This is a genomic window from Corynebacterium sp. Marseille-Q2823, assembly GCF_903645345.1.
GTDB lineage: Bacteria > Actinomycetota > Actinomycetes > Mycobacteriales > Mycobacteriaceae > Corynebacterium > Corynebacterium hiratae.
In genome coordinates, this window is sequence record NZ_CAHJXS010000002.1 from 1 (window position 1) to 26264 (window position 26264).

The window sequence follows — 26264 nt, forward strand, 5'->3', positions numbered from 1 at the left end:
TCGTGCCCATGGGGGATATTGAAACCTACCTCCGCCTCCGCAACTCGGGGATTGCGCTGGTGGAGCATATACCGGGCACACCCGATGAGCTTCGCGCGCTCGGCGCCGACCCAGCCGACGCCACAGAGCTTGCCGGTCTGCACCAGGTGTACTTCGGCCCCACCCGCTACACCGGCAAACAACGCAAAGCCCGCGCGTCCGCACTCAACCAACGCCACAGCCTGGGTACCCTCACACTGATTGAAACCTACGTTTCAAAAGTAAAGAAGACCTTGGATGCGTGGAACCTCCGCGCAAAACTCGCCGCTACTCCCGCACACCGCATTCCCACCGTTGCCACCGCACGGCTTAAAGAACTCAAGCGTAAAAGAACCGCCAAACCAGGCGTGCGCATCACCTACAGATCCGAAGGACCCAACACACTCTCCATTACTGACGATGCCACCACGATTGCCAACATGCGCGCAGTCTTAGAATCCACCAACAACACCGACCTCCTACAAGCCGCCAACGACGTCTTCTTCAACCAAGAAACAGCCGGCACCAAGCCCGCTGTGCGCACCCAAGTCATCGTCACACTGAATGAGTTGGACCAGATCATTAACGGTGACGGCGACGAGATCGAGCTCAACCTGACCAACGGTGGGCGCATGACAGGGGCCGAGTTCTTAACCCACAAGTTTGCCGAAATAGGCTACGCCACCATCGTCCACCCCATCGAAGGGCCCATCAACACCTGGCGGCTCGAGCGCGGGGCAAACTTCAAGCAACGCCTTACCCTGCACGCTGAATTCCACACGTGTTCTAGACCAGGGTGTAATAAGCCAGCTGATTACTGCCAAATCCATCACCTCATCCCCTGGCAAGCAGGCGGCTACACCAACATCAAGAACCTGACGTTTTTGTGCGCCTACCACAACGGCATTAATGACGATGACCCTTTAAAACCCACCGGGCGCGGCTACATGTACCGGCTCAACACCGGCGTTAGCTTCATCCCACCGTGGGGTGCCCCGATAACCGCGATGCCGGAATACCAAGAAGCACTAGCCAGACTCACCGCCGAAAAAGCAGCCTCAGCGCCAGCCCAGCCACCGGACCCACCACCCGACAGCAGCTAACACTCAGCCACCAAACACAAAAAGCGCTGGTAACCTGCGACAAAGGTGCTCCCGATAGAAGAACCCGTCAGACAAGACATGCTGACGGGGATATCGGCGATCCCGCACAACGACGGCCGGCCATTGGGCACAGCGGCGATTCATGGTGAGCGTGGGACGGGGACGTCGTCAAGCATAGGCGTATAACTAGGCGTCGACCGGCGGTGGCCCCGGAGTCTCGTCGAGGATCCCCGCGTTTACCAGATAGCTGGCAAGGTCGCCGTAGTTGGTCACCACCTCGTCCGAGTCGTAACCACCCATCACGTACTCAATGACCGCGTTACGACCCTCGAGCACTTCCACCATAACGAATTCCTCATCCTGTCCGAAAATTGCGATCTGGGAACCGCGAGCGGATGTGTAATCCACAACGGACTCCTGCAACCCCACGCGCTCCGCGTCGCGAATGGCTCCCTGATTCTCGGTGTACTGAGCGACCAACTCACCGTCGGCCCCATAGAGGCAGGAAATGGTCGGGACCCACTGCGCGTCGTAGCCCTGATCTGCTGACTCGCCGAAATAGGACGTATCTTCGTAGCACTCGGACGTCAGCTCAGCCAGAGGTGTAGGAACAGACGCTGGCACCTCGGACTCTCGGATAGCGTCAACATCATCGACGTCAATCGTGCGCTCCCAATAGCCAGCATCAGAGGCAGCGACCTCTCCTGGCCCATCATCCAATCCAGCGGCAAAGTCCTTAAAAGCAGAAAACGCCGCCACAAGAGCGAGCCCTGTAACCAGAATAAGACCGAGGATTATTGCTAGAACAATCCACAACACTTTCTTCGAACCGGGCTTCTTCTGTGGCGGTTGCGGCATCCCTTGGCCTTGCCCATTAAAACCGGGAGGCGCTTGGTTGTGCCCAGGTTGGACGTGGTGCGGGTTCTGGCCAAACCCGCGGGGAGGAGACTGAGATTGAGAGTTGTCGAATGGATTCGTCATGTCGCTCAATTTAACAGAGAACCACGTCACACAAACCCTAAAAATGCAGGATGCGAGGCCTAATCCCCACCGGTAACTGTGATGCTTTTCGGTCTGGCAGGCCCGAGCACTAGACTTTTTACCCGATGACTACTTTCGCCGAACTCGGCCTCCCCCGCGATGTTGTTCATATCTTAGACAAACAGGGCATCACGACCCCCTTCCCTATCCAAGAAGCCGCTATTCCCGACGCCCTCGCTGGCAAGGACGTCCTCGGCCGTGGCCCCACAGGCTCGGGAAAGACCTTTACGTTTGGTCTCCCTATGCTGGCCCGATTGGCGGAGTCCGGGGTGTCGCGTCCGGCCCACCCGCGCGGGCTGGTCCTAGCACCGACGCGCGAGCTGGCAACCCAGATCCAGCAGCGCTTAGACGAACCCGCGGCGGCATTGGGACTGCGGGTACTGGCAGTCGTCGGGGGTGTCAACATCAACAACCACATTCGCTCGCTTGCCCGCCCGGTTGACCTGCTCGTTGCCACACCGGGACGCGCCCAGGACCTCATCGACCAGGGCAAGCTCTTCTTCGACCACGTCACTATCACCGCCCTCGACGAGGCGGACCAGATGGCGGACATGGGTTTCCTCCCCCAGGTACGCAAGCTGCTCAAACTCACGCCGGTCGATGGTCAACGTTTGCTCTTCTCCGCCACCCTCGACGGCGAAGTCAACAAGCTGGTCAACCAGTTCATGCACGATCCCGTCACCCACTCCACCGCCCCCGTCGAGGCAGCAGTCGACACGATGGAACACCACCTTATTTTCATCGGCACCCGCGAGGCCCGCAATGACGTCGTTCTTCGCCTCGGCGCACGCAAGGGCAAGACCATCATGTTTATGCGAACCAAGCATGGCGTCGACAGGCAGGCCAAAAAGCTGCGCCGCGTCGGAATCAACGCGCTGCCCTTGCACGGCGATAAGGGCCAGGGCTCACGTACCAAGGCCATCGAGGGCTTCGCAGACGGCAGCGTTCCGGTACTCGTCGCCACCGATATCGCTGCCCGCGGTATCGACATCGCCGACGTCTCCCTTGTCGTCCACGTCGATCCGCCAGCTGAGCACAAGGCCTATCTGCACCGCTCCGGCCGTACTGCACGCGGAGGCGACTCCGGCACCGTAGTCACACTCGTCACCGACGAGCAACGCGATGAGGTGGCAAAGCTCATCGCGAAGGCGGGCGTTGCACACACCGACCTCGACATCAGTGACCGCGCCAACCCAGCCAGCAGCCCCGAGCTCGCCCAGATGACGGGAGCTCGCAAGCCCAACGGCGAACCGCTCGGCCCACCACACCAGCAACCATCAAAGAAGAAGCCACAGAGTCAGTCCGAAAGACAGTCTGCGCGTCGACGATCGGGTAGCCGTAACCAGCGCCGCCGACGGGGCAACGCAGGTCAGCGATGATTCTCCAGCCTAAAACCTGGCAAACCCGGATGACCATGCACGAGGAGGCGGCCAACGAGTATCTCGCACGCTACCGCCACCCGGGCTCGTATCACCCTGTCTACGACTTCCTTTTCGAGTACTACCCCGTCCGCCCGTCGCACCTGCGGCGTTGGCACCCAGGCGTCGGTGTGACTCTGGCCGGCGAGGTCCCACATGCTCAGTGGAACTACTACCACCGCACTGATGAGGGCGTCACGGTGGACACTGAGGCCTTCCTCGCACGCCGCGGTAGCACCGTTCGTTACATCCTGAATCTGCTAGAAAAGACCACGCATAACCCCACCCAATTCGATTGCTTTGGCCTGCACGAATGGGCCATGGTCTACCACACCGATTCTCCTCGCCATGACTTGCCGCTGCGGTTAGGGGCGGAAGGGACGAATGAGGTCGTCGATAGGCACCGCATCAAGTGCACGCATTACGATGCCTTCCGCTTCTTCACTGAGCCCGCGCGCCCGCTCAACCTCACGGTGCTGACTCGCGAGGGGCAACCGGAGAACGACCAGGCTGGCTGCGTCCATGCGACTATGGATTTGTATAAATGGGCGTGGAAATTGGGGCCATTGGTGCCGGGTGAGTTGTTCCTCGACACCTTCCGGCTAGCCGTGGCAGCACGCACACTTGATATGGAAGCGTCACCCTACGATTGCCGAGAGTGGGGCTTTGGGGTCGTCCCCATCGAAACGGCGGAAGGAAAGTCCGAGTACGTGCGTCGCCAACGCGCGCTTGCCGACGCCGCCGAGCCCCTGCGCGCGCGGCTTGTCTCCCAAATTCGCGCCGCACTGCCCGCTACAATGAGGAACCATTGATGTGACCCGACGGGGCGCGCTGTGCCGCCCCGCGAAACCAGCGCGGAAGGAAAGAGATGGCCCGGCACTCGGATGGAAAGAATAACTACGCATTTGCACCGTGGGTCATCATCGTGGCCGTTTTAGCGGTGCTAGCGCTGGTTATCGGAGGGTTCTTCCTCTTCCGCGGAAACGATTCCGATTCCGGTGAAACGGTGGCGGCAGAATCAACTACAGCTAAGACGGAGGAGACCTCTACTGCAGAGGCGACAACGTCGGCCGCGCCTGCGTCGTCGGAAACGGCGAAGGACACCGAATCGACGTCGGCCGCCCCCAGCTCGGAGGAAAAGGCCGCAGAGGCACAGGTTGCGGCGAATACTTTGTTCCTCTTGGATACGTCCGAGAACCTCACGCCCTATTTCGACGCGGTAAGCCAGGGTGTGGCTGAGGCGGCGTCGGCGGCCGGCGCGGAGGGAAGCCAGGTGGGCCTTTGGAACTACTCCTCTCCTCTTTCCGCCTCGGCAACCGTGGGTTACCGCCAAAACGTGTCGTATGGGGATGCCGATAACGTTGCCTATGCTGTAGGTATGTTTGGCACGGGTGGCGTTCCGCAAACCCGCAGCGCTGTGGTAGCCGCGCTGGATAACGCCATCGACCAGGTGGCTGAAAGCGGAAAGGACACACGCGTTGTGCTCGTGACCACCGGCACGCAGCAAGATATGGATGATGCTGCCTTCGCCGAAGCCGTAAAGAATGCCCGCGGCGAAGGAGTGAGCTTGAGCGTGGTGCACGTGGGTAACGGCGAGAAGGATGCTGAACTCGAAAAGCTGGCTGATTCCTACAGCACGGTCGCAGATCCATCCGATGCCCAAGACAATGCAACGGCCATCTCGGCCGCAGTCGGCGCACGCTAGACGCGGGCTCTCGTGCAAAGCGAGTCCGCGGCGTGCGCTCCCAAAGCGCAGAAAGCCGCCGCATCTTTCCCCAGGGCACTGACGTGAGCAGCAGTGCAGGAAAGACGCGGCGGCGAGTGGCGCGAGTTTAAGAGCTCCTGCGCTTACGGCGAGCAGCGAGCTCGTCGAGGCCAATAACGATGTCAGTCTCTTCTTCCTCCACGACGCGCTCGGCCGGGAAGGACGTGATGGTGCCGGAGAGCTCCTTAAGGATGCCAGGTACGGCGATACCGAATACGCCTTGGCCTCCGGCGAGGAGGTCGATGACTTCATCGTTGGACCGGCACTCATAGACCGTGGTGCCGTCGGAGACAAGCGTGAGCTCCGCCAAGTCATTAACGCCGCGATCCCGCAGGGATTCCACGGCGAGGCGGATGTTCTGCAGAGAAATACCGGTGTCCAGAAGGCGCTTGACAATCTTGAGCACCAATACGTCCTTAAAAGAGTACAGACGCTGGGAGCCAGAACCACGCGCGGTGCGGATAGAGGGCTTGACCAGGTCGGTGCGTGCCCAGTAATCCAGCTGACGGTAGGTAATGCCGGCTACCTGACACGCGATGGGAACGCGGTAGCCCAACTCCTCGTCCGGTCCGACGTCGAAGAGGGATTCCTGGACGTAGCCGTTCGTTGCGGCGTCATCGAGCGGCAGGGCGCGGGACTCGGTGCGGTTGTTTTTACTGCTCACGTAATTACTCCAGTGATGTTTGAGGGGAGTTCTATTTTTCTATTAAAGGCCACGTCAGCGACCACGTCAAGGGTCGCCCTTCGTGAACCTCTAGTAGAACTTTAGACTTCTTTGGTCACTTTGTCATCATTAGTCACACGCGTGTCATTAAAAAAATCGCTGATGACAAGAAAAGCGGCACCCAGAAACGGTGCCGCTGTGTTTAGTCTGTTGTGCTGGCAAGTATGCCGAGCCGACCGCTACCCTTCTACGTACGAAGCTCAGCTGGATGCGCGGGCCTTAGTCTTCATCTTCCGGCGAGTCGCCCCCAAGCAAATCTTCTTCGGAAATGCCGGAATCACGCATCAGCTGCTCAAAGTCATCGTCTTCCTGAGCTTTCTGCCGGGCCGCCATCTCTTGAAAATCGCGCGACCTCTTCTCCGGGAAGGTCTCTGGGGACTTAGCCTCGCGCTCGAGACCGTAGTACTCCTTAAGGTCTTCATCGCTAATGTAAACAGCGACCTCCTCGAGCACTTCCTTCTCAAAGCGGACGGGCACCCCGTAGTGATCTGCAAGGACGAGGGCGTCACAGATGCGGGCGTCGTGCTCCTCACCTGTTCCGTCGACCACGTCGACCATGAAAGCGCCCTTGTGGTACTCGGAGACACAAATATGCTCGATCCCATCAAGCTGGTCGGCGAAGGCAATCAGGAGTTCATAGGTACTAGGCCGCGCGTTGTAATGGCGCTCCAGCACCTGGAGAACGCGGGCTCCATCAATGGGCGAGACCCACACAGGTACGTGCCGGTCTGCTTCTTCCCAGTAAAAGAGGGCGCACAGGCTATTCTCGGGGCCGACGGGGTGGATTCCTAAAAATTTCAATACTTCTGCAGTCATGGCACCCACTTTTCCACACTTTCCTCACGCGTGGCGATTAACAGAGCAGCCCTCTAATCCGCTAAGGGCGGAACTCGTCCCGCAGCTCAGTCTTGACCAGCGTTCCATGAAGGGACAGAACAAGCGCCGCCATCTGCTGCGAGAGCTCTTCGGCCTGCTGCGGGGCCGTATCAGACTTCGAATGCGCCACCGGTGAAGCCACCTGTGAAATCATGTCTGCCTGCCGGCGGGCGGCATTGCGCAGCGACTTCAATTGCCGTGCCTCAAAGCCGAAGGACTCTAAGGCGACAGCCGCCGACACAATAGACACGTCATCCGTGTCAAAGAATCCCGCCGGATCCGGCTTAATGAGCCCCACCGAGACCAGCTCCGCAATGTTTTCTTGCGTGGTCCCGGCTTGGTCGGCCACGTCGGCGTCGGTAAGCCTGGTCACCACTGGTGCTCGCAGCTGCTCGGCACTGATCAGTGCCTCAGCCTGGGAGGAGACAATGGCGGTGACTTGCCCCGAATCCATCGCCTCCAGCTGCTCACGTATGACCTTGAGCGGCGTGTAGTGGTCGCGCTGCGCGGTCAGAATGTAGCGCAGACGGTCAAGATCCTTCTGGTAGTAGCGACGGTAGCCCTTCGCGGTGCGTTCCGGAGTAATCAGACCCTCAGATTCCAAAAAGCGAATCTTCGACACCGTCACGTCCGGGAACTGCTTCTGCACGTGCTTCAGCGTTACGCCAATAGACATGGGCTTTTGCTTGGTCTTCTTGGCCGCCGAAGATGCTGTTGCTGCAGCTGCGGTGGACTTCTGAGCGCTCACGATGGGACTACTACTGCTTTCTACGCGGATTCACTTTGACAAAGGGCAGGCACAGTGAGGAAGCAAGACCGGCTGCTCCCCTCGTACCCCCGCTTCGTCCTTGCTGACAGGTACTGCCCTATTTAGGGGCGATGAAGACGAGGCGGAACTTACCAATCTGGATTTCGTCGCCTACTTCCAGTACCTGCGCATTGCGCGGCTCGCGATTGACGTAGGTGCCATTGAGCGATCCGACGTCCACGACCTCGAACTGGCCATCCTTGGCGCGGAATTCTGCGTGGCGGCGGGAGACGGTGACGTCATCGAGGAAGATGTCTGCTTCCGGGTGACGGCCGGCGGTGGTGGTCGGCTGATCAAGCAAGAAGCGCGCGCCAGCATTCGGGCCTCGCTTCACGACGAGCAGGGCCTGGCCTTCAGCCAGGTTCTCAGCACCAGCAACGGAGGCGTCGGAACCCGCCGCGGTGCCGTTTTCCATCTCCTTAAGAAGATCAGCGCGGAAGACAGAAGTAGTCTCTGCCTGCGGTTCCGGCGTTCCGGTATTCTCGCTCATTTTTACCTCCGAAGGGTCGGATCGATGTTGACTCATTCCATATTAGCGACTCCGCTGCGCGCGCGAGTCGCCTCTCCACAAATACATTAACGGAAAATGTTTCCTATGCCTTTGAGCACGGAATTTCCCCCGCCAGACAATGGATTATCGGAAACCATATAAGTCCAGGTGGCACTCGGGCGGGACAGTCCATGATCCTCTAGGTGCGCACCATCGGCATCAATAAGCACGGTCTTAAAAGTATCGACGGCATCATCAACCGCGCGCTGCGCCAAATCCTTGAATTCGCGTACCGCGATGCGGTGGTATTCATCGATAGGTGTCTCGCGAGCAATGGCACGCAAGTGAATGGATTCACGCACGTCATCCATCAGCTCCAAGTGGTCGGCCCACGCCAAGTCGAGGTGGTAGAGCATGATCTCGCGGGCAGCGCGCTCACGGGCATCCACGGGGACGTCGCTTAGCTCGGCGGCGCGATCGGGTGCTCGCTCAGCGAGCTCCTGCCAGGCCTGGTCTGTATCGAGCAACTTGGCACGGCGCTCATCGATAATGATGCGCTGATCCGCCAGCAGCTGGTTGTACTTCCACGTCTGCGCGTGAATCTCCAGCAACTGGCCTTCCGTCACCCGCTGACAGTGTGCGATGAAGTCTCGGACACGCTTGGATTCAATGAGGCCATCAGCATCTGGACGCGCCGACAGGGACTCATCTTCCCCACCCTGCTGAACTACGTCGTCCTCCAAGGAGACGAAGAAGAGTGACATGCCCGGATCTCCCTGCCGGCCCGCACGGCCGCGCAGCTGGTTGTCCAACCGCGAGGAACGGTGCCGCGAGGTGCCAAGTACTGCCAAACCGCCCTTCTCGACGACCGCGTCGCGGTCAGCTTCGTCCGCGCCGCCCAGCTTGATATCGGTGCCGCGGCCCGCCATCTGCGTTGAAACGGTCACGCGCCCCACGTCGCCTGCCTCCGCGACGATGCGTGCTTCGTCCTCGTCGTTCTTAGCGTTGAGGACGTTGACAGTAATGCCGCGCTCACGCAAAGCTGCAGCGAGGTCCTCGGACTCCGCGACATCGTGGGTACCAACGAGGACCGGCTGACCCGTGCTGTTGATCGCAACGATCTCGTTGACGATGGCGCGCGATTTTTCGTCCACAGACGCGTAGATGCGGTCTGCTTCATCGAAGCGCTGCAGTTCCTTGTTGCGGTCGATGACCGAGACGTGCAGGTCATAAAACTGTCGCAACTGGTCGGTGGCCTCCACCGCGGTGCCCGTCATGCCACAGACCAAGGGATAGCGACGCATGAGCTCCTGCAGCGTAATGGTGTCGAGGATGCGCCCACCTTCTGATACCTCCAGGCCTTCTTTGGCCTCCACCGCTGCTTGGAGTCCATCCGGCCAGCGTTGTAGCTCGGCCACGCGGCCGCGGGAGGCGTCGATAAGCTGCAGCTTTCCGTCCGTGATGATGTAGTGAATGTCACGGATGAGCAGCGCCTTCGCGTGTAGCGCCAGGTTGACCTTCACCAGTACGGAGCCGATATTCTCTTCCGAATACAGCGAGTCAATACCCAATTCCCGCTCGACTCGCGCCGCACCATCATCGGTGAGCGCCACCGTGCGGCCGTCCTCCGCGATGACATAGTCCTGCTCCTCGCGCAAGCGCGAGACCACGTTGGTGATGTGGCCCGTAGATTCCTCACCGGGGCGATTTCCGGCGAGGACGAGGGGGACGAGGGCTTCGTCGACAAGCACAGAGTCCGCCTCATCCACCAACGCCACGTCCGCGCGCGCCTGCACCGTCTGCTCCCGGGAGGTGATCTGGTTATCCCGTAGCACATCGAAACCGAGCTCATTAACCGGCGCATAAATGATGTCGGAAAGGTAAGCCCCGCGCCGCTCTTCCGGCCCCATTTTCTCCGTCACGGAAGCCACCGTGAGTCCAAAGAACTCCACGAGTGGGCGCATCCATTCGGCGTCACGCGCCGCTAGATAATTATTAACCGTCACCAGGTGCACGCGCTTGCCGGTGAGCGCGAAACCAGTCGCAGCCATGGCACCCACCAAGGTCTTTCCCTCACCGGTGGCCATCTGGATGACGTCACCTTCCAGCAAACGAAGCACGGCCTGGGACTGGACAGTAAACGGGCGCATGCCAAGCTTGCGTTCGCTCGCCACGGCCAATGCCGCGAGGAAACGAGACTTATCTGCAATTCCCCCGTCTTTCACGCAAGCGCGCGCAGTGGCGGCAACGTCAGCATCCGACAGGTTCGCGATATCCTCCACCGCGGAATCTGCGGCCGTCACAACGGCTTTCGACTTCTTGTTGTTGCGTTCGGACTGCGCGCCCATTGCCTTCCAGAACCAATCGAATGCGCCCATGAGCACTCCTCCATCCTTGTGCGTCATACAGGTCTTCTATCGACTCTAGTCAACCCCGGTTCGCAAGCGTGCGTTCGCCCTTATATCCTTACGGACATGCAATCCGTGAACGTGTCGCTCCCCTCCAGCACCGGTACCGCGATGGCCGGAACCATCGACTTCCCTGACTCCCCTCCGCAAGCCTTCGCCATCTTCGCGCACTGCTTTGCCGGTTCGCGCCATACCCCCGGCGCCGCTCGTGTGAGCAAGCAGCTGACTAACTTTGGCATCGCTACCCTACGCTTTGATTTTCCTGGCCTAGGCCAATCCGAAGGAAATTTCGCGGACACCTGCTTTAGCCAAAACGTTGCCGATATCCAGGCTGCTGCCGACTGGCTAGCACACAACTATTCCGCACCACAGCTACTCATGGGCCATTCACTGGGCGGGGCTGCCGCTCTGGCCGCGGCCAACAACATTCGCTCCCTCAAGGCTGTGGCCACCATCGGCGCCCCCTTCGATCCTGCACACTCCGTGCTGCACTACGCCGACAAGATCGGCGAGGTCGACGCCAACGGTGAAGTCGAGGTCACCCTTGGCGGCCGGGCGCTGACCATTTCGCGCCTCTTCCTCGAAGACCTTGCTGAGACCAACCCGGAGGACTATCTTCCGCGCCTGCGCAAGCCCCTCATGGTGCTGCATTCCCCCATTGATCAAACGGTGGGCATTGATAACGCGCAAAATATTTTCCGGACCACGCGCTATCCCAAGTCCCTCGTCGCCTTGGATAAGGCCGATCACCTGGTGACTAAGCAGGGCGCGGCAGCCCGTGCCGCCGACCTCATCGGGGCTTGGGCGGAGCAGTTTATTGTTCCGGAGAACATTCCCACCCCAGTTGCTGAGGACTCCGCGCTTGCAATTCCGGCAGTTGGAACCAGGATGGGCGTCGTCGTGCGCCACAATGACCGATCGGTGAGCGCTGACCGCACGAAAAAGAACGGCGGCAAAGGCCAAGGTTTCACCGCGGAAGGCCTTCTTATGTCCGCAGTGGCTACGGCAAGCACTCAGGCCATCAAAGAAGCAGGCAAGGCGCAGAAAATCGACGCGAAGGTGCTCGAAGCGGTATCTGTCAGGGTTAACCAAGAATCCGAATCTCGTTTCACACGTACGGTGACGCTTCCTGGCTTTCTGAGCGCCGATCAACAACGCGCGCTTGCCGACGCCGCCGCTTCCACCACCATCGATTCCCTCCTCGCTGTGGACATCGCCACCACCGTGGCAACCACTGCAGAATAAGCCGCCCATGGTTGTTCTTAACCCACTTGACCCTGCCGCCCGCTGTCCCTGCGGTACCGGCCTAAGCTTCGGCGAGTGCTGCTCGCGCTACCATGCCGGCACACCCGCCCCCTCAGCGGAGACCCTGATGCGCTCGCGTTTCAGCGCTTTCGTCGCCGGCGACGAGGATTATTTGCTGCGTACCTGGGACCCCGAAACCCGCCCCGAGCGCCTCGACCTAGCGGATACTGGGATCCGCTTCTACCGCCTCGACATTATCGACACCGTCGCCGGCGGCCCCTTGGACCAGACCGGCATCGTTGAATTCGAAGCCTTTTACAAGGGGGCCGCGAAGGGCTCGCAGCGAGAGCGCTCCTCTTTCCACCGCCAAAACGGGCAGTGGGTCTATTCCGCCGGAGAGTTTTAGCTGCCGCTAAAACAAAGGTTGAACTGGGATTTGTCGAAGCGAATACCGCTGGTGTAATCTGTAGCAGTTGCACCTAATGGTGCGGCAGCGGACTATGGCGCAGTTTGGTAGCGCACTACACTGGGGGTGTAGGGGTCGCAGGTTCAAATCCTGTTAGTCCGACAAAATTTAGGCTGGTCAGATTTCTTCTGACCAGCCTTTTCTTCTGGAACGAGTCGACAGGTTAAGGCTTAAGCCTTGGGTTACGGCTTAAGGGACATTTCGTGTGGATTTGCGGCGTGTCGCACTAAGGGACATTTCGTGTGGATTTAGGAGCGTCCGGCCCAGCCTTTTCTTATGCCTAAGCTGGGGTTCCATTCGTTGTCGATGCCGGTGTCGAATGTGGCAGGTCGCCCGTCTGGGTGGCCGCGCCGTTTGAGTTCTTCTTTTGCCCAGGCTGCGCGTGCTGCTTTTTCTCCTTGGCGTCCGAAGTCTTGTTGCTTGGCTAACTCCAGTGGCGCTACCGGGTCTTCGGTGTGGGTGTAGAGCCACCAGTCCATGGTGATGCGCTGATGCTCATCGAACATGCCACGATGGTTTCCTGCTAGGTCTTTGAGCTGTTTGTTGATGCCACCTTCCAGCAGGTTCGTGGTGGCTTTTAAATCCTGTGTGACACCTTCAGGCGGGTCAAGGAAGGTAAATAATTGTCCGGCGTGGATGAGCTTTTCTAGCCGTTTTAGAGCCCTGCGGGCGTTGCGGTGGGTGTACCACCATTTCTGGTTGGGGCTGACCCATTTCGGTACTTGGCCTGCTGGTATAGCACTGCGGTAGGTTCGCTCTTTAAGCCAATCAGCAAAGGTAATGCGGGTGTGGTGGACTGCAGCTGTAAACCGCGCAGCATCGTCGGGATTGCGTACTTGGACAAGCATGTAGCCCAGTTTCCGGATTGCTTTATGCGCTGGGTGAATCGGGTTGCGGCTGATATCAGCAAAAGTGTTGCGTTGGACGTGAACTAAGCAACGCTGGATGGTCACATCGGGCCATTTAATACGCAGTGCCTTGAGTGCTCGCCTGCCCCGTCGGTGGTGACGATGAGTGGGTGCGCGATTTTGTCGAGCAGTTTCAGGTACTCGTATGAGCTTTCACGCAGGCACCAGTGCCAGGCGATGACGTGTGTTTCGGTGCAGGCTACCAGCAGGCATTTCTTGTGGAAGTAGGTGCCGTCGATAAAGACCTGGTCATAAACACGATAGGGGTCAGTAGACGTGGGCACGGTGATAAACCACAGCAGCTTGAACCACCGGGTCAAAGTCCGCCTTGTTACCCCAAGGCGTTTGGCTAAATGGTCTGCGGATTCGCCGGAAAGAATCCAGTCAATAAAGATTTTGAAGTGCCGAATCTCGCTGGTGTGTGCGCGGGTATTAATCGATGAAACGTTGCATTTAGGACACAACCAGCGCTGGGTTCCTGCCGCGGTTTTGCCGTTCTTAACCAGTCCGTGGCCGCACATGTCACACGACGGCCGATTCCTATTAGCCATAGGAATTGGCCTTACCGCACCAGCAGCAGTCCTCCTATCACAGACCTAGGACTATCCAGTGTTGATTTCACAGATCGGGCCGTTGGAACCGATTCAAAATCAAGATCACCGTATTATCCCAGGCTGCCCCGGGAATCCGTATCGGTTTATCCACACGAAATGTCCCTTAAGCCTGGGTTACTACGCCCACGGTAAATAGAGGTCGAATAATTCAATTTTTTAGCGCTTATTTACCGTGAACGACATGTATCGCCAAGCAAGGCCACTCCATGTTTCTCACCCTCATGGGGTAGATAGTGTTTCAAACTCTGGCCAAAGCTCGGGTTAGGGCACTATTACAATCCATGGAATTGTTATTGATCTACCTCGCAGTGGTGTTTGGCTGCGGCCTCGTTGCGTGGGCGGTGCGATTGCCGCCTCTCATCGGGTTTCTCGTCGCTGGCTTCGCGCTCAATGCCGGGGGTATCGAGCACGTTGAAGCGTTAGATCTTTTCGCCGACATCGGTGTTACGCTGATGCTTTTTGCAATCGGGTTGCGCCTCGATCTGAGGGCCTTGACCGACAAGGCTGTCTGGCTTACCGCCACCGCGCACGTGCTCGTGATGACCCTCCTCGGCATGGGTTTTATCACGGCTCTCGGCGCACTCGGCGCATTCGGTCCGACCAGTTTTTCGATAGCGGTCAACGTCGCCCTCGTGCTGAGTTTTTCCAGCACCATCGTGGTCGTCAAAATCTTGCAAGACCGCGGCGATGAACAAGCCCTCTACGGCAATATCTGCATCGGCGTCCTCATCATGCAGGACATCATCGCTGTCGTCTTCATGAGCATCCTGCGGGGAGAGCCACCAAGCTTAGCGGCCGTGTTGCTTGTCCTCATCGTCCCGCTGCTAGCGCTGACTACTCGCCGCTGGTACAAGCTCGGGCACGGTGAGCTGGGCGCGCTCTTTGGCATCGTCATGGCGCTGCTGCCTGGTTATGCTCTCTTCGAGTGGGTCGGCCTCTCCGGAAGCCTCGGCGCGCTCATCATGGGCGTGGTGCTCTCCCGCTCCCCTGGCGCAGAACAGCTCAGCCATTCACTGTTTACCCTCAAAGAACTGCTGCTGGTTGGCTTTTTCGTCAACATCGGTTTCCTGGGCCTACCAACGTGGCACAACATCGTCGACGCCGGGTTGCTCCTGCTGCTTTTGCCCATCCAGGGCCTCGCTTACTGGGCAATCCTGTGGATGTTGGGACTGCGCAACCGCACTTCTGTCCTTGCTTCCCTGTTGCTGGCGAACTACTCTGAGTTCGCCCTTATCATTGCCGCTGTGGGAGTACAGGACGGCTGGCTCAACCAACGCTGGCTGCTGTCACTCGTGCTCGCTGTTTCGTTGAGCTTTGTCATCTCGGCAATCCTCAACCCACAAAACGTCTCGCGAGCTACACACCTAGCCAAGCGACTGCCGGCCCGCCCACCGCACAAGATTCACCCGGAGGATCGCCCCATCGAGCTTGGCGACGCCCATGCGCTCGTCCTCGGCGTAGGACGGCTCGGCCTTTCCTGTTACAAGGAGCTCGTCGACGTCTACGGCGCCAAGGTTTTGGGAGTGGAACACGATCCAGCACGAGTTCGCCATCTCCAAGAGAGTGGCTACAACGTCGTGGAGGGCGATGCAACAGATATCGACTTCTGGGAGCGCGTCAAGGACAGCCACCAGATCGATATGATTATGCTCGCCATGCCGGCCCAGCACGCGAACGTAGACGCCGTCAAGGAAATCTACGCTTCCCGCATCAATACCGAAGAATGCACCATCAGCTCGGTGGCCATGTACCGTGAAGACGTCGAGGACCTGCAGGAGCTCGGGCTCAGTGTCGTTGTGCACTTGCAGGACGGTGCCGGCGAATCCCTAGCGGAGCGAACTTTTACGGAGAATCAGCTACGGCACTTGCGCAACGAGGGCGAGCTTTAGAAAAACGTCCTCCGCGGCATCCAGCCCGCTCCCTGCTGAGACCGGCTCCTGTGTCCGGACTCAGCGTCCAATGGGTGCTTAGCTGTTAGCACGCCACGGGATCCCCTCCTTGGGCAGGTAGCCCAAAAGGTAGAGGTAATCCATCGCGCCCAGAATAGAAACGACGAGACCGCCACCGAGGATAGCTGCGAGGAATGTGTAGCCAGCCATGGAGGAGGAATCGACGTCCTTTCCGTCTTGACCGTCTTTGCCATCCTTCCCGTCAGCGCCGTCGCGGCCATTTAGACCGTTAAGACCGTCGCGCCCGTCCTGGCCATCGACGCCATCGCGGCCGGGTGCGCCCGGTGCACCGTTGGCACCGTCGCGGCCATCCTTGCCGTCGATACCATCCTTACCGTCTTTTCCATCGCGGCCTGGTTCACCGTCCTTACCGTCTTTGCCGTCCTGAGCCTCAGCACCGTCGGTGGTAGAAGTCGAGGGTTCGGTCGTCGTAGGCGTCTCAGACTCCGATTCCTCGGGCTCGGTGGTCTCAGAAGGGCTCGGCGTTACTGAGCTAGACGGCTCAGAAGACGCGGGGGATTCTGAAGGCTCAGTGGTCTTAGACGTCGAAGGAGAAGCGGGCTTGTCGTTGCTTACCTTCTTGCCATTGAGCATATCCGCACACTTCTGGCCTGCCGGTGCGTTAATCTCCGCGAGCGCAGAAGCGGAAGCCGAAATGCCTGAGAGCGTAGACTCGATCTCCTTTTGCTGGGTCTCGCTCAATTTCAAATCCTTGGCCGCGCTGGCACCTGGGAAAAGACCTGCGATGGTGACAGCGGCATTGAAGATCTTCAGAACGGTGGCCACACCGGTGCCAAAAGCACCGTCAGCAAACTTGATGAGGCCAGAAACGGTCTTCTTGGCGGCATCTGGATTCTTTAAGTCCACCTCTGCATCAGCGTTATCAATCTTGGCGATGGCCATGCCTTGCGCGCGTGCGAGATCCCAGGTGACGTCCTTGTCTGCCTCACCATCACGAACAAGTTTGGCAATTCCCTCCCACGAGCTTGCGCCAATCTTCTTGATGAAGTCAGAAGGCACAAGTTCACCGACGACTGGGATTACTTCCCACACCGTCTGGAGCAGCTTGTTTCCACCGTCGTAGAAAGCCCTTGCAAGGTCCAGCTTGCGCTCGAGAATCTCGCCTTCTTTGCCTGGGGCATCGGTGATCTCACACACCAATTTGCCGTTCTTCTCTACGACCTTGATAGTCGCGTCAGCCGTCGATGCCTCGGCGGTTTCCAGCTCATCGAGTGTCGTTGGCTTGCCGTTTTCCGCGCCGTAGAAGCCAAAGTCGTTGTCTCGGGATTCACGCTCCAACTCCTCAATGGTGTTGTCGCCCGCGTTGTTTGAATCGATCAGGTTGCCGTCTTCGTCGAAGGCGGTGCCATTGACGTCGACAGTGTCAGCGCCGGACTGTTCGTGGACAAAAGACGTATCGCTCGGCTCCTCAACGGCGAAGGTCTGCGGGGCGACAATAACGGAAGAAAAGGTTGCTACGGCCACTGCGGTGGCAACGATGCGAGAGTGTAGGGAACGCATGCGAAGTCTTTCTTGCAAGTCGATGAGCACACACTTAACACAGTGAGCTAAGTGCTTAAGGTTCGGACGTGGTCACCATACAACCGTCGAAATATATTTTCTACATTTGAGTAACTATTCGTTACCCCCGTTTGGAAACCCCCAGTTCAGCATCAGTGCAGTTCACAGCGTCAACATCGTTGACAATACGATTATCTTACCCCCATCACCAACGGATAACTTGCGGATAGATGCCGAGTTTAGCCGCCGACACCCCGGCCCTCCCCAGGTGCCAATAGAAAGAACTACCCGCTTTCACATTAAGAAAGCGGGTAGAGAAACGGCGACGATGACGCGCCAAGAGGCAATCCTCAGTTACGTTGCTGCATTAGTCAGTCGTGCCACTAAGACTGCGCATGATGCCACCAAATTCAATGTCCATGTAGTGAGTGAGAATCTCGAAAATATAGTCTGAATCAAATCCACGCAAGGGACCCTTGGTACTCAGCATGGCTAGACCATGAGCGCCCGCCCACACGGAAATTACCAAGGTGAAAAGAACCCACGGGGTGCGCGGCCCGTCAACTTCATCGATTGCCTCACGCATGAGAGACATAATGAAGCCAAAAGCCCGTCCAAATTCGCTAAAGTCACGTTGGAGCTCAACCGCTTTGTTCGCGTTCGGCAAAAAGTCGTCCTCGAAGGACATGGGAACAATCGGCCCGGACGCGATCTTGATGAGAGCTTCAAAGCCCTTCGGATCAGCCAACGCATGCGAGACGTAGCCGTACCCGGTGGCCTTAATCTTGGACATTACTTTAGCGTCTTCCGGAAGCGCAGCTACCTGCCGGAAAATGAACTCATAGTTGACCTTGTCCAAATACCGCTCAAGGAAGCTGGCCAGCTCTTGATCGCTTTCAATCAGGTGCTCAGCTTCCTGCACACTAAGGCCCGCCCGCTTCGCAGCACCACCGATATGAAGACCGGTAACGCCGTGGTCAAGTGCCTCCTCAATAGCACCACGCAGCAACGCCGTACGCTGTTGATCCTCGGTTCCCCGTGGGTAATCCTTGGCCTTTGCTACCAACGCCTCCGGCTGCTCTCCCACCAAGCCATAAGGAATAGTGCGCTCGACGCGCTCTCCCCTAAAGAATGGGTAGAGGCCGACGCTCAGGGTGTCCATAACAGCGCCGAATGTCTGTTTTTTCGCTGCCGGCGACAGGTAACGCAGGATTCCTTCAGCTGCCAGTTGCGTCACGCCGTGTAGGTGGGAAAAAATCGACAGCGCCGACAACAAAGTCCCATCAACATCGGGATCCACTCCGCCAGATTCCTTGATAGCCTCCTCGGTCAACTCAAAAAGAATCTGCATGATAGGACATATTTCGACATCCCCATCAGGATTAACAAAGTCCTCTGCGGTGACGCCGACCCGAGGAGTAGCGTGAACCGCAGAAAATGCCGCAAAGGCAGAAGGATCCTCCACTGCGAAGGAGAAATACGCCAGCGCCGTGGCGCGAAGCTTATCCACGGCCGTCGCATTCTCAGGCAAACGCTGGAGATGCAGATCAACGAGTGAGGTAAGCGCCTCGTTCAGGGTGCGCTTGGTTTCCTTTACAAGCTCAGCTTCAGAGGCAAAGAGCTCTTGGGCTTCCGCTAGCGGAACATCCACTTGATCGGCCACCTCCCGGAGGCGCACCTCATCAATGCCCGCTTTGGCAATAACACGGCCGGCCTGCTCAATAAGGAGCTGGCGCGAGGGTTGGTTACCTTGTTCCACACCTACTGAAGTAATCACAGAATTCAGCTTACCTAGGAAACAATCACTTTTAGGCCCATAAACAAAGGATAGGAATATGCACAGGTTTTCTTAAGCTTTCGCCCGCACTGTAAGACAATCCACCCCGTCACCCCAAATTCAAAGTATACGTTGCTGTAAAACTTATACAGTCCCGCCCGCTATGCGGACGGGACCCCTGAGCGTTCAGGCTACGTGTCGCACAATGCCGGAACCTTGATGTGGCTCGGAACCAAGCGCGACAATCGCTTTACTTCTGCTCATCCCCCTGAGGAGCCTCAGCGCCCTGGTTGCCAATGCGCTCATCGAGCTGGTCGCGAGCGGAGTCAATCTTATCCGCCTTATCCTCGCCCAGCTTGCCCTTAGCAAGATCTGCACCCTTATCCAGTGCGCTATCCGAAATCTGCTCGCCCTTATCGGAGTTCAGAGCATCCTTTGCCTTGTCAAAAATACCCATTACTTTGTTCCTTCCTTAAGTAAATGCTGTCCTAACAGTGGTGACCCTCACGGCCCGAGTGTGCCGGATACTGCGCAATGCCAGCGACAGTGGGAGGCGTTAGCCGACTCCCCGAGCGACAAGCACGCGCACCATGGTCGGCACATTCAAGCTGAGCGCCATCACGTCACCCCACCGTACCGACTCGCCGTGCTCTTCGCCACAAACGTTATAAATCGTTATACATCTAGAGCACGAGTTAAAGGAAGACTTTCACACACTGAGAGTTCTCAGAATCGCTCTTAAAGTCTACCCCCTCCGGTTACCCCTTTTCGTTCAACAACTTGGTGCGTGCCGCCACTCTCTCATTTGTGAACCCTTGTACTCTGGGACACAATTCACATGTGCTCATTCTTGCCGCGTCGCGCGGCACGTACTGCACAACGTCATTGACCGCTCACTTACCTTTAAAGATCGAAGTCGAAACCTCGGCGCACCACAATGCCTTCCTTTCATTCTCATTCCGCACACCAATCCGCTGCCCGGCACTCTGAAGAGCTGTCTTCCTCTGAGCTACACATTCCTTCAGTCCCACAAGGCGGATCAGTTTTTGGCCTTGTGTGGCCGGGTAAGGAACAGGCTGCGGCGCAGGCCACGAAGAAGGCCACTCGAACAAGAACACTGATGAGCGGTCCTCATTCGGCCCCCAACAGCGTGACGGTGGCAGATAATCTCGACGCCTTAAAGGATTTCATTGCACAGGGGATGAGAGCGGACATCATCTACATTGATCCGCCCTATAACACCGGCAAGGATTTTGTCTACCGCGATAATTTCCGTCAACGCCGAGAGATGCGCTCAGAGCACTTTGGACAGTGGCATGCCGAGTGGCTTTCTATGATGTTGCCACGCTTGATCCTGGCTCGTGAGGTGCTCGCCGATACCGGCTTCATCATCGTGTCCATCGGTGAGTCAGAAAGCGCTCACCTGCGCCTACTACTCAACGAGGTTTTCGGTGAGGACTGCTTCGCCGGGCAATTCATTTGGAAGAAGGGCGGGACCGGGAAGAATGATTCCAAATATGCGGTTCTCGAGCACGAGTACATCCTTTGCTATGCCAAGTCACCTTCAAATGCCGGATTCAACCTGGACTTGGAAGCGCACACTTCAACCCGCTATAACCACAGCGATGAGAAAGGGAATTATTCACTCGTGCGGTTGGATTCTAAGACCTTGGGATACTTACCAAGCCTCGACTTTCCCATCGTTGGCCCCAATGGCCACGAATATTGGCCGCACCAGCCGGAGGGCAAGTCGGGCGTCGCGCGGTGGCGTTGGGGTAAAGACAAGGTCGCTGAGCATTATGAGGAGCTGGTCTTTCGACGCGGCTTTGTCTACACCAAGAACTACGAAAAGAAGGGTGCGCGTCCCCGTTCCATTCTCGATGGAGAGCGTTTTGGGGTAACCCGAACAGGCCGTCGTGACGCCGAAGAAGCACTTGGTGTCACGGGAGTCTTCGACTTCCCCAAACCTGTGCGCCTCATCAAGCATCTACTGTCCATCACCGGCGGCACGGACGCGGTAGTCCTTGATTTCTTTGCAGGCTCAGGAACCACTGCCCAAGCCGTCGTTGAGCTCAACCGCGAGGATAACGGTCAACGCTCATTCCACTTGGTCCAAATACCCCACCCCACCGAGCCGTCTAGTGCCGCGCGCCACGCGGGTTTTGAAACGGTCGCGGATATCTGTCTAGCGCGGGTTCGCTCCCTCGATACTCCTTGTGCGCATTTCACCTTGAGGTGATAGCCCGGCTCTAGGCCACATTATGCTCTTCTGTGCCTTCGGGCCTGCCAGGGATTCCGAAGAAATCTAGCACCGCATCGGTGGCGAAGCCTTCGCCCACCTCAATTTTCGTGGAGTTGTTACCACCCGGCCACACGTGAGATCCCCCCTCAATGCGGATGTGCTGAAGCGGAGCCTGGCACCCAGTCCACGTCTCTCTGGTCGCACCGTTTGTGAGGCGCACCGACTCGACGTCGCCGCGGCACTTGTTGCGTTTCTGATGCTGCCCGAGCACCTCTGCAACGGAAGAATAAGCCGTGCCATGACGCACACCGCCTTCATAGTTGACCACGGGATCCTTAGTTCCGTGAATGTCCAAACGGCCTACCGGACGATCAGAGCAATCCGTATGGATTCCTTCGTAGTATGCAGCTGACACGGTAGCTACTGAACGAAAAGTCCCTGGCATCCGGCACGCCAAGAAGGCCGCAAACCCTCCGCCATTAGACAATCCAGCCGCGAAAATGGCATTGTCGTCCACCTCATAAGTGGCCCGCAGGCTATCCACTATTGTGCGCACAAAGTCGAGGTCTTCTTCCGCGCTCGTCACTGCGTAAGGTGCTGGGGCCCACGCCGCCTTCTCCCCAGCAGGGTAAGCCACGATGGCATCAGCAGCATCAAACTGGCTGTACTTCTCCATATTCTCAGGCGAATCCGTATACCCGTGGAAAGAAAGCAGCACCGGCCACGCGCGCTCCGGGGTGTAATTCTCAGGCACGTGAAGTAGGAAACTGCGCCCAGAGGCTAACTTCATCTTCTTTGTGTGCCCCGGCTCAGGGCCGACGAGCATGGGCGCTACCGGGATACCGAGATCATTTGTCCATGCTGATTCAGGTGTCGGGGATGTCGGGGCTTCCTGGGATGTTCCACACGACGCCAACGCTAGCGCGCAGACAGCGCTGGCCGCTAGACCGACGAGCGTGTGCACTGGGCGCGGCCATGCTGTAGACGTTTTACCCATTGTTCCCCCTCAACACTCTCACTTCTGCGCGCCAATAAATCCTCGTCCACCTTAAAACATCGCACCGACATCTACGAACCCGCAGCGCCACGGTAAGTTTGGAAGCATCATGTGCTCTTCGCCTTCCGAACCATCTGTTTCCTCCAGCGCCTCTCCCGCTCACCCTCTGCCCGAGCACTACCCCAGCTACCGTCGGGCTTCGGGGAAGGAGGCGCCCAGCTTCGGCACTGCCCAACGACGCAGGCATTCCGCGCAAGCTTTTAGCGAAGGCGCGGAGACCTACCATGACGTGCGCCCTGGTTACCCACGCGAAGTGTCGCAGCTCATCGCTTCTGCACACACAGTTCTCGATGTTGGTGCAGGAACCGGCAAGCTCACTGAATCCCTGACCAATTCCGTCGTCTATGCCAGCGATCCATCCCCCGACATGACGCGTGTCCTGCGCCGGCTCGGAGTGCCGTGCTGGCGCGCCACCGCCGAGAACACAGCGCTCGCCAGCTCCTCCCTTGATGCCCTCACCTGCGCGCAAACCTGGCATTGGGTCGACGTCGACCAGGCATGTGCAGAATTCGACCGAATCCTTCGGCCGGGTGGCAAGGTCCTTTTGGTATGGAACACCCTTGACGTCAATGCAGACCCGTGGATCCTGCGTCTTTCCCGCATCATGCACTCCGGTGATGTCCACCGTCCCGGCTTTTACCCATCCTTTACCGCGCCGTGGACACTGCGTGAGGAGCTGCGCCTTACGTGGGAACACGAGCTCGCCCCTGAGGACCTGCATGAGCTAATGCATACTCGCTCGTATTGGCTTCGCAATGGGGAAAAAATCCACGAGCGCATGACCTACAACCTCAATTGGTACCTCTATGAGCACATGGGTTTTAAGCCCGGCCAGGTCCTGCGTATTCCGTACCGAACTGATGCTTTCGTGCTGGCGCGCTCAAGTGAGTAGCCACCTCCGTCAACCATGACAACTGTCATCCCGGATTCGTGACACCCTGTCTACGCTGCGAAAACCTTCGCGCCATAGCGTGAAGGTATGAGCACGACACGTACCACCCCACCAGCAATCGACGTCACCGGTGTAAGCAAGACCTTCAACGCCTCCTCCCGCAACCCTGTGCGCGCGCTTCACGACGTCTCTTTTAGCATTCAGCAAGGTGAAATCGTCGGCCTCTTAGGCACCAATGGCGCCGGCAAGACCACGCTGCTTGACCTCATCCTGGGACTGACCACCCCAACCTCAGGGTCTATTAGTGTGCTTGGCGCCTCTCCATCTCATGCCTCTAAAAGTGGGCGTATCGGTGCCGTCATGCAAACTGGCGGCTTATTACCGGAGATAACCGTGAAGGAAACCCTTGAGCTTCTCGGTGCCGCGTTTCCCGTCCACCGCCCCTATAAGGAGATCATCGAGCGCGCCAACTTGGGCTCTATCCTCTCGCGTCGGGTGGGCAAGTGCTCTGGCGGCGAGCAACAACGTCTGCGCTTCGGGCTGGCCTTGTTGGGAGATCCGGAAGTGCTGCTTCTCGACGAACCAACCGCAGGCATGGACGCCGGCGCCCGCCGTCATTTTTGGGAGGCCATGCACGAGGAGGCAAGCGCTGGGCGAACGATTCTTCTCACCACTCACTATCTCGAAGAGGCCGATACGTTTGCCCAACGCATCATCATGCTCAACAGGGGCGAGATTCAAGCTGATGGATCTACCGAGGAGATCCGCAATGCAAACGCCACCCGTACCATCCGTGCCAGCTTCCCCAACGGCATCCCGGACACCCTCGAGACCGAGTCTTTCCCAGGAGTGCTGTATCAAGAGCACACAGACACCGGTCTGTCCATCACGACCCGAGACTCTGATGCACTTGCTCGCTACTTACTCACCGAAACCACGGCCCGGGACATCACAATTTCTGGCCATAGCCTCGAAGACTCCTTTATGGAGCTCTCTAACGCTTCCCCCGACACGACTACCCCATAAGGAGACCCCACGATGAGCATCAACAATGCCGTAACTCCCACGCTCGGGACAACCCTCAACTACGCGGCCCACGACCTTAAACGTCTGCGCCGAGACCTGCCCACGCTCTTTTTCAGCATCGGCCTGCCAATCATTTTCTATATCCTCTTTGGCGCGATGCAAGAGTACGGCGACATCGAATTCAACGGTGGGAATGTCGCCGCACTGGTCATGATCGGCATGGCGCTCTATGCAGGAGCCACTGGCGCTGTGGGTGCAGCCGGATCTATGGTCGCAGAGAATCGCGCGGGTTGGGGCCGCCAACTAGCGTTGACTCCCCTTCGGTCTTCCCAGCTAGCCGTTGCCAACTTTCTCAACATCTCGGTTCGTGCCATCCTGCCCATTGCCGCTGTCTTCATTACCGGTGGGCTGACAAAGGCGTCCATGCAGCCGGACCAGTGGACGCTAGCTTTTCTCATAACTGTTGTCTGCGCCATTCCCTTCGGCTTCTACGGCATGGCCTGCGCTATGCTCATTCCCTCGGAAAACACCGTCTCCGTAGCGACCTCGACCATCGTCATACTTGCGTTTGCCGGGAACGTATTCATGCCGCTGAAGGAATCGCTGTTGGAGGTAGGTCGCTTCACCCCAATGTATGGCGCGCAAGCGCTTGCCCGTTGGCCTCTTTCTGAAGGCTCCCAGATGATCAATGGCGAACGCCTCTTCATTGAGGACCCGATCTGGTACGCATACGTTAATATCGCTGTATGGACGGTGGTGTTCGTCGGGCTATGCCTGCTTTTGCACAAGCGCGACAAGGAGCGAGCATGATGCGGAACTTCAGACCGCGTGACGCTGCTTTCGCCGCTGTCTGGCTCATCTTTCTCCTACCGGTGCTGCTGCAGATCCTCCTCCAGCCCAGCTATTCCACCGCCCAGCGAACCTGGGCGGTTATTATCACCGCGGTGTTTTGTGCTGCTTACCTTGTCTCTTTCGGTACGGTGCACGACTATCCACGTGGGTGGTCCCATAACCATCGAGTAGCTATCCGGTGGGTTATTCTCGCGCTGATCGCGCTTGCCGCCGTCCCTTCTCACGGCGCCTGGATTGTGGTCTTCGTGCCCTACCTCGGGGCCTTGGTAGCCTTCACTTTGCCTCTCAAAATCGCAGCCGTGATCATCACGGTCACTGGAATCCTAGCTAGTATCCCTGTCTGGTTGTTCGATCGCCCGCGCTTCGTTGACCTCGCAATCATTCTCTTCGGGTGGCCCCTCCTTATTTTGGCGCTCGGTGCCCTCTCCCAGCGCGAAGACACCGAAACAGCGTTGCGCCACGACCTGGATCTGGCCCAGCAACGAGAAGACATTGCCTCAGATATTCACGATCTCCTCGGCCATACCCTCACGGCTATCAACCTCAAGGCCGAAGTGGCCCGCCGGCTCATCGACCGCGACCCTACCAAGGCCGCTGCCGAGCTCGAGGAGATTAGTTCGCTGTCTCGGTTATCCCTTGCCGAGGTCCGCTCCACTGTTACTCGCATGAAGAACCCCACCTTTGCTGGCGAAATTCAAGCCGCGCGGCGCATTCTGGAAACCGCCGGAATCCAAGCTCACCTTCCAGAGACTCTCACCCAGCCACGGGCTCATGAAGATCTGTTCTCGTGGGCACTGCGCGAGCTCACCACCAACGTTGTACGTCATTCGGGTGCCACGCAGTGCTGGGTGATTCTCACTGAGGATTCCCTCCAGGTCACGGACAACGGCAACGGCTTCACGGAGGATGCCACGCAGGCGCTTGCCGACGGCCTCACGGGTCTCGCCGGCCTTCGCCACCGTGCAGAAGCTGTCGGTGGCGAGGTCATTACTCAGCGTGCCGAAGGTGTGACCACGGTCCTCCTCGCCTTGGACGGCCACCGGCTGATTCAACAGGTGCGATAG

The 26264-nt window shown here is 58.2% G+C and carries 22 protein-coding genes, 1 tRNA gene and 1 pseudogene; 13 read left to right on the forward strand and 11 right to left on the reverse strand.

All coding sequences use genetic code 11. The annotated features are described in order from the left end of the window. The first annotated feature begins 2 nt into the window (after positions 1-2). Positions 3-1121 (forward strand): HNH endonuclease signature motif containing protein, encoded by a 1119-nt coding sequence (locus HWX44_RS01935; RefSeq protein WP_254868085.1) that lies wholly within the window; start codon positions 3-5, stop codon positions 1119-1121. Between the two features lie 186 nt (positions 1122-1307). Here HWX44_RS01935 and HWX44_RS01940 read toward each other — a convergent pair whose 3' ends face one another. Then, positions 1308-2102 (reverse strand): hypothetical protein, encoded by a 795-nt coding sequence (locus HWX44_RS01940; RefSeq protein ID WP_254868086.1) that lies wholly within the window; start codon positions 2100-2102, stop codon positions 1308-1310. A gap of 125 nt (positions 2103-2227) precedes the next feature. Here HWX44_RS01940 and HWX44_RS01945 point away from each other — a divergent pair, with 125 nt between their 5' ends. Genes HWX44_RS01945 through HWX44_RS01955 form a run of 3 tightly spaced genes read left to right on the forward strand, consistent with a single transcriptional unit; the run spans position 2228 to position 5285 of the window. Further along, positions 2228-3541: a DEAD/DEAH box helicase gene (locus HWX44_RS01945; protein ID WP_175972990.1), complete on the forward strand. Its 1314-nt coding sequence runs from the start codon at positions 2228-2230 to the stop codon at positions 3539-3541. Further along, positions 3538-4392 (forward strand): 3-methyladenine DNA glycosylase, encoded by an 855-nt coding sequence (locus HWX44_RS01950; protein ID WP_070702565.1) that lies wholly within the window; start codon positions 3538-3540, stop codon positions 4390-4392. Before HWX44_RS01945 ends, HWX44_RS01950 begins: the two co-directional genes overlap by 4 nt. Positions 4393-4448: 56 nt before the next feature. Further along, the gene (locus HWX44_RS01955; protein WP_175972991.1) at positions 4449-5285 is read left to right on the forward strand and encodes a vWA domain-containing protein; all 837 of its coding nucleotides are present in this window, start codon (positions 4449-4451) and stop codon (positions 5283-5285) included. A 127-nt stretch (positions 5286-5412) separates the two neighbouring features. On the opposite strand, the gene HWX44_RS01960 is transcribed toward HWX44_RS01955, so the two are convergent. From HWX44_RS01960 to secA2, 5 genes are all read right to left on the reverse strand, one after another. Next, on the reverse strand, positions 5413-5973 hold the full coding sequence (locus HWX44_RS01960; protein ID WP_175973241.1) for a MerR family transcriptional regulator: 561 nt from the start codon (positions 5971-5973) through the stop codon (positions 5413-5415). 315 nt (positions 5974-6288) lie between these two features. Then, complete coding sequence (locus HWX44_RS01965; protein ID WP_175972992.1) at positions 6289-6885, reverse strand: bifunctional nuclease domain-containing protein; 597 nt, start codon at positions 6883-6885, stop codon at positions 6289-6291. A gap of 61 nt (positions 6886-6946) precedes the next feature. Next, the gene (gene ftsR / locus HWX44_RS01970) at positions 6947-7693 is read right to left on the reverse strand and encodes a transcriptional regulator FtsR (protein ID WP_046649387.1); all 747 of its coding nucleotides are present in this window, start codon (positions 7691-7693) and stop codon (positions 6947-6949) included. A gap of 118 nt (positions 7694-7811) precedes the next feature. Then, a complete protein-coding gene (gene odhI / locus HWX44_RS01975; RefSeq protein ID WP_010186533.1) occupies positions 7812-8243 on the reverse strand; it encodes an oxoglutarate dehydrogenase inhibitor Odhl in 432 nt (143 codons plus the stop codon). 86 nt (positions 8244-8329) lie between these two features. Then, positions 8330-10621, reverse strand: a complete 2292-nt coding sequence (secA2, locus tag HWX44_RS01980; protein ID WP_175973243.1) for an accessory Sec system translocase SecA2 — start codon at positions 10619-10621, stop codon at positions 8330-8332. Between the two features lie 96 nt (positions 10622-10717). Here secA2 and HWX44_RS01985 point away from each other — a divergent pair, with 96 nt between their 5' ends. From HWX44_RS01985 to HWX44_RS01995, 3 genes are all read left to right on the forward strand, one after another. Then, positions 10718-11896, forward strand: coding sequence for a bifunctional alpha/beta hydrolase/OsmC family protein (locus tag HWX44_RS01985; RefSeq protein WP_049154981.1), 1179 nt, complete (start codon positions 10718-10720; stop codon positions 11894-11896). A gap of 7 nt (positions 11897-11903) precedes the next feature. Next, positions 11904-12302, forward strand: a complete 399-nt coding sequence (locus HWX44_RS01990) for a YchJ family protein (protein WP_070681404.1) — start codon at positions 11904-11906, stop codon at positions 12300-12302. A gap of 88 nt (positions 12303-12390) precedes the next feature. Beyond that, positions 12391-12464: transfer RNA gene (locus HWX44_RS01995), tRNA-Pro, on the forward strand. A gap of 146 nt (positions 12465-12610) precedes the next feature. Here HWX44_RS01995 and HWX44_RS02000 read toward each other — a convergent pair. Further along, a pseudogene (locus tag HWX44_RS02000) lies at positions 12611-13821 on the reverse strand (IS1249 family transposase). A 344-nt stretch (positions 13822-14165) separates the two neighbouring features. Between HWX44_RS02000 and HWX44_RS02005 the strand changes: the two are divergent. After that, positions 14166-15773: a cation:proton antiporter family protein gene (locus HWX44_RS02005; RefSeq protein WP_158395532.1), complete on the forward strand. Its 1608-nt coding sequence runs from the start codon at positions 14166-14168 to the stop codon at positions 15771-15773. Between the two features lie 78 nt (positions 15774-15851). Here the strand turns inward: HWX44_RS02005 and HWX44_RS02010 are convergent, their stop codons facing one another. The 3 genes from HWX44_RS02010 to HWX44_RS02020 form a co-directional block, all read right to left on the reverse strand. Continuing rightward, positions 15852-17354: a collagen-like protein gene (locus tag HWX44_RS02010; protein WP_175972994.1), complete on the reverse strand. Its 1503-nt coding sequence runs from the start codon at positions 17352-17354 to the stop codon at positions 15852-15854. A gap of 367 nt (positions 17355-17721) precedes the next feature. Further along, the gene (locus tag HWX44_RS02015) at positions 17722-19113 is read right to left on the reverse strand and encodes a WHG domain-containing protein (protein WP_254868087.1); all 1392 of its coding nucleotides are present in this window, start codon (positions 19111-19113) and stop codon (positions 17722-17724) included. Positions 19114-19381: 268 nt separating this feature from the next. Next, positions 19382-19588 (reverse strand): antitoxin, encoded by a 207-nt coding sequence (locus HWX44_RS02020; RefSeq protein ID WP_070510775.1) that lies wholly within the window; start codon positions 19586-19588, stop codon positions 19382-19384. Between the two features lie 663 nt (positions 19589-20251). On the opposite strand from HWX44_RS02020, the gene HWX44_RS02025 reads away from it, so the two are divergent. Beyond that, positions 20252-21370 carry a site-specific DNA-methyltransferase gene (locus tag HWX44_RS02025; RefSeq protein WP_232751623.1) on the forward strand — a complete coding sequence of 373 codons (1119 nt, stop codon included), beginning with the start codon at positions 20252-20254 and terminating at the stop codon, positions 21368-21370. Positions 21371-21380: 10 nt separating this feature from the next. Here the strand turns inward: HWX44_RS02025 and HWX44_RS02030 are convergent, their stop codons facing one another. Next, entirely contained in the window at positions 21381-22163 is a 783-nt protein-coding gene (locus tag HWX44_RS02030; protein ID WP_141756284.1) for an alpha/beta hydrolase family esterase, read from the reverse strand. Between the two features lie 316 nt (positions 22164-22479). Here HWX44_RS02030 and HWX44_RS02035 point away from each other — a divergent pair, with 316 nt between their 5' ends. The 4 genes from HWX44_RS02035 (at position 22480) to HWX44_RS02050 (ending at position 26264) form a co-directional block, all read left to right on the forward strand. Continuing rightward, on the forward strand, positions 22480-23322 hold the full coding sequence (locus HWX44_RS02035; RefSeq protein WP_070510777.1) for a class I SAM-dependent methyltransferase: 843 nt from the start codon (positions 22480-22482) through the stop codon (positions 23320-23322). A gap of 87 nt (positions 23323-23409) precedes the next feature. Continuing rightward, positions 23410-24348, forward strand: coding sequence for an ABC transporter ATP-binding protein (locus HWX44_RS02040; RefSeq protein WP_175972998.1), 939 nt, complete (start codon positions 23410-23412; stop codon positions 24346-24348). 12 nt (positions 24349-24360) lie between these two features. Beyond that, on the forward strand, positions 24361-25158 hold the full coding sequence (locus HWX44_RS02045; protein WP_070516231.1) for an ABC transporter permease: 798 nt from the start codon (positions 24361-24363) through the stop codon (positions 25156-25158). Further along, entirely contained in the window at positions 25158-26264 is a 1107-nt protein-coding gene (locus HWX44_RS02050) for a sensor histidine kinase (protein WP_070754488.1), read from the forward strand. Before HWX44_RS02045 ends, HWX44_RS02050 begins: the two co-directional genes overlap by 1 nt.

What these genes read in the sequence shown, in the direction of transcription:
- odhI (WP_010186533.1), bottom strand. Translation starts at nt 8,243, where the DNA reads ATGAGCGAGAATACCGGAACGCCGGAACCGCAGGCAGAGACTACTTCT.
- HWX44_RS01990 (WP_070681404.1), top strand. Translation starts at nt 11,904, where the DNA reads ATGGTTGTTCTTAACCCACTTGACCCTGCCGCCCGCTGTCCCTGCGGT.
- HWX44_RS02020 (WP_070510775.1), bottom strand. Translation starts at nt 19,588, where the DNA reads ATGGGTATTTTTGACAAGGCAAAGGATGCTCTGAACTCCGATAAGGGC.
- HWX44_RS02045 (WP_070516231.1), top strand. Translation starts at nt 24,361, where the DNA reads ATGAGCATCAACAATGCCGTAACTCCCACGCTCGGGACAACCCTCAAC.
- HWX44_RS01950 (WP_070702565.1), top strand. Translation starts at nt 3,538, where the DNA reads ATGATTCTCCAGCCTAAAACCTGGCAAACCCGGATGACCATGCACGAG.
- HWX44_RS02025 (WP_232751623.1), top strand. Translation starts at nt 20,252, where the DNA reads ATGAGCGGTCCTCATTCGGCCCCCAACAGCGTGACGGTGGCAGATAAT.
- HWX44_RS01985 (WP_049154981.1), top strand. Translation starts at nt 10,718, where the DNA reads ATGCAATCCGTGAACGTGTCGCTCCCCTCCAGCACCGGTACCGCGATG.
- HWX44_RS01940 (WP_254868086.1), bottom strand. Translation starts at nt 2,102, where the DNA reads ATGACGAATCCATTCGACAACTCTCAATCTCAGTCTCCTCCCCGCGGG.
- HWX44_RS02035 (WP_070510777.1), top strand. Translation starts at nt 22,480, where the DNA reads ATGTGCTCTTCGCCTTCCGAACCATCTGTTTCCTCCAGCGCCTCTCCC.
- HWX44_RS01945 (WP_175972990.1), top strand. Translation starts at nt 2,228, where the DNA reads ATGACTACTTTCGCCGAACTCGGCCTCCCCCGCGATGTTGTTCATATC.
- secA2 (WP_175973243.1), bottom strand. Translation starts at nt 10,621, where the DNA reads ATGGGCGCATTCGATTGGTTCTGGAAGGCAATGGGCGCGCAGTCCGAA.
- HWX44_RS02030 (WP_141756284.1), bottom strand. Translation starts at nt 22,163, where the DNA reads ATGAAGTTAGCCTCTGGGCGCAGTTTCCTACTTCACGTGCCTGAGAAT.
- HWX44_RS02050 (WP_070754488.1), top strand. Translation starts at nt 25,158, where the DNA reads ATGCGGAACTTCAGACCGCGTGACGCTGCTTTCGCCGCTGTCTGGCTC.
- HWX44_RS02005 (WP_158395532.1), top strand. Translation starts at nt 14,166, where the DNA reads ATGGAATTGTTATTGATCTACCTCGCAGTGGTGTTTGGCTGCGGCCTC.
- HWX44_RS02040 (WP_175972998.1), top strand. Translation starts at nt 23,410, where the DNA reads ATGAGCACGACACGTACCACCCCACCAGCAATCGACGTCACCGGTGTA.
- HWX44_RS02010 (WP_175972994.1), bottom strand. Translation starts at nt 17,354, where the DNA reads ATGCGTTCCCTACACTCTCGCATCGTTGCCACCGCAGTGGCCGTAGCA.
- HWX44_RS01955 (WP_175972991.1), top strand. Translation starts at nt 4,449, where the DNA reads ATGGCCCGGCACTCGGATGGAAAGAATAACTACGCATTTGCACCGTGG.
- HWX44_RS01965 (WP_175972992.1), bottom strand. Translation starts at nt 6,885, where the DNA reads ATGACTGCAGAAGTATTGAAATTTTTAGGAATCCACCCCGTCGGCCCC.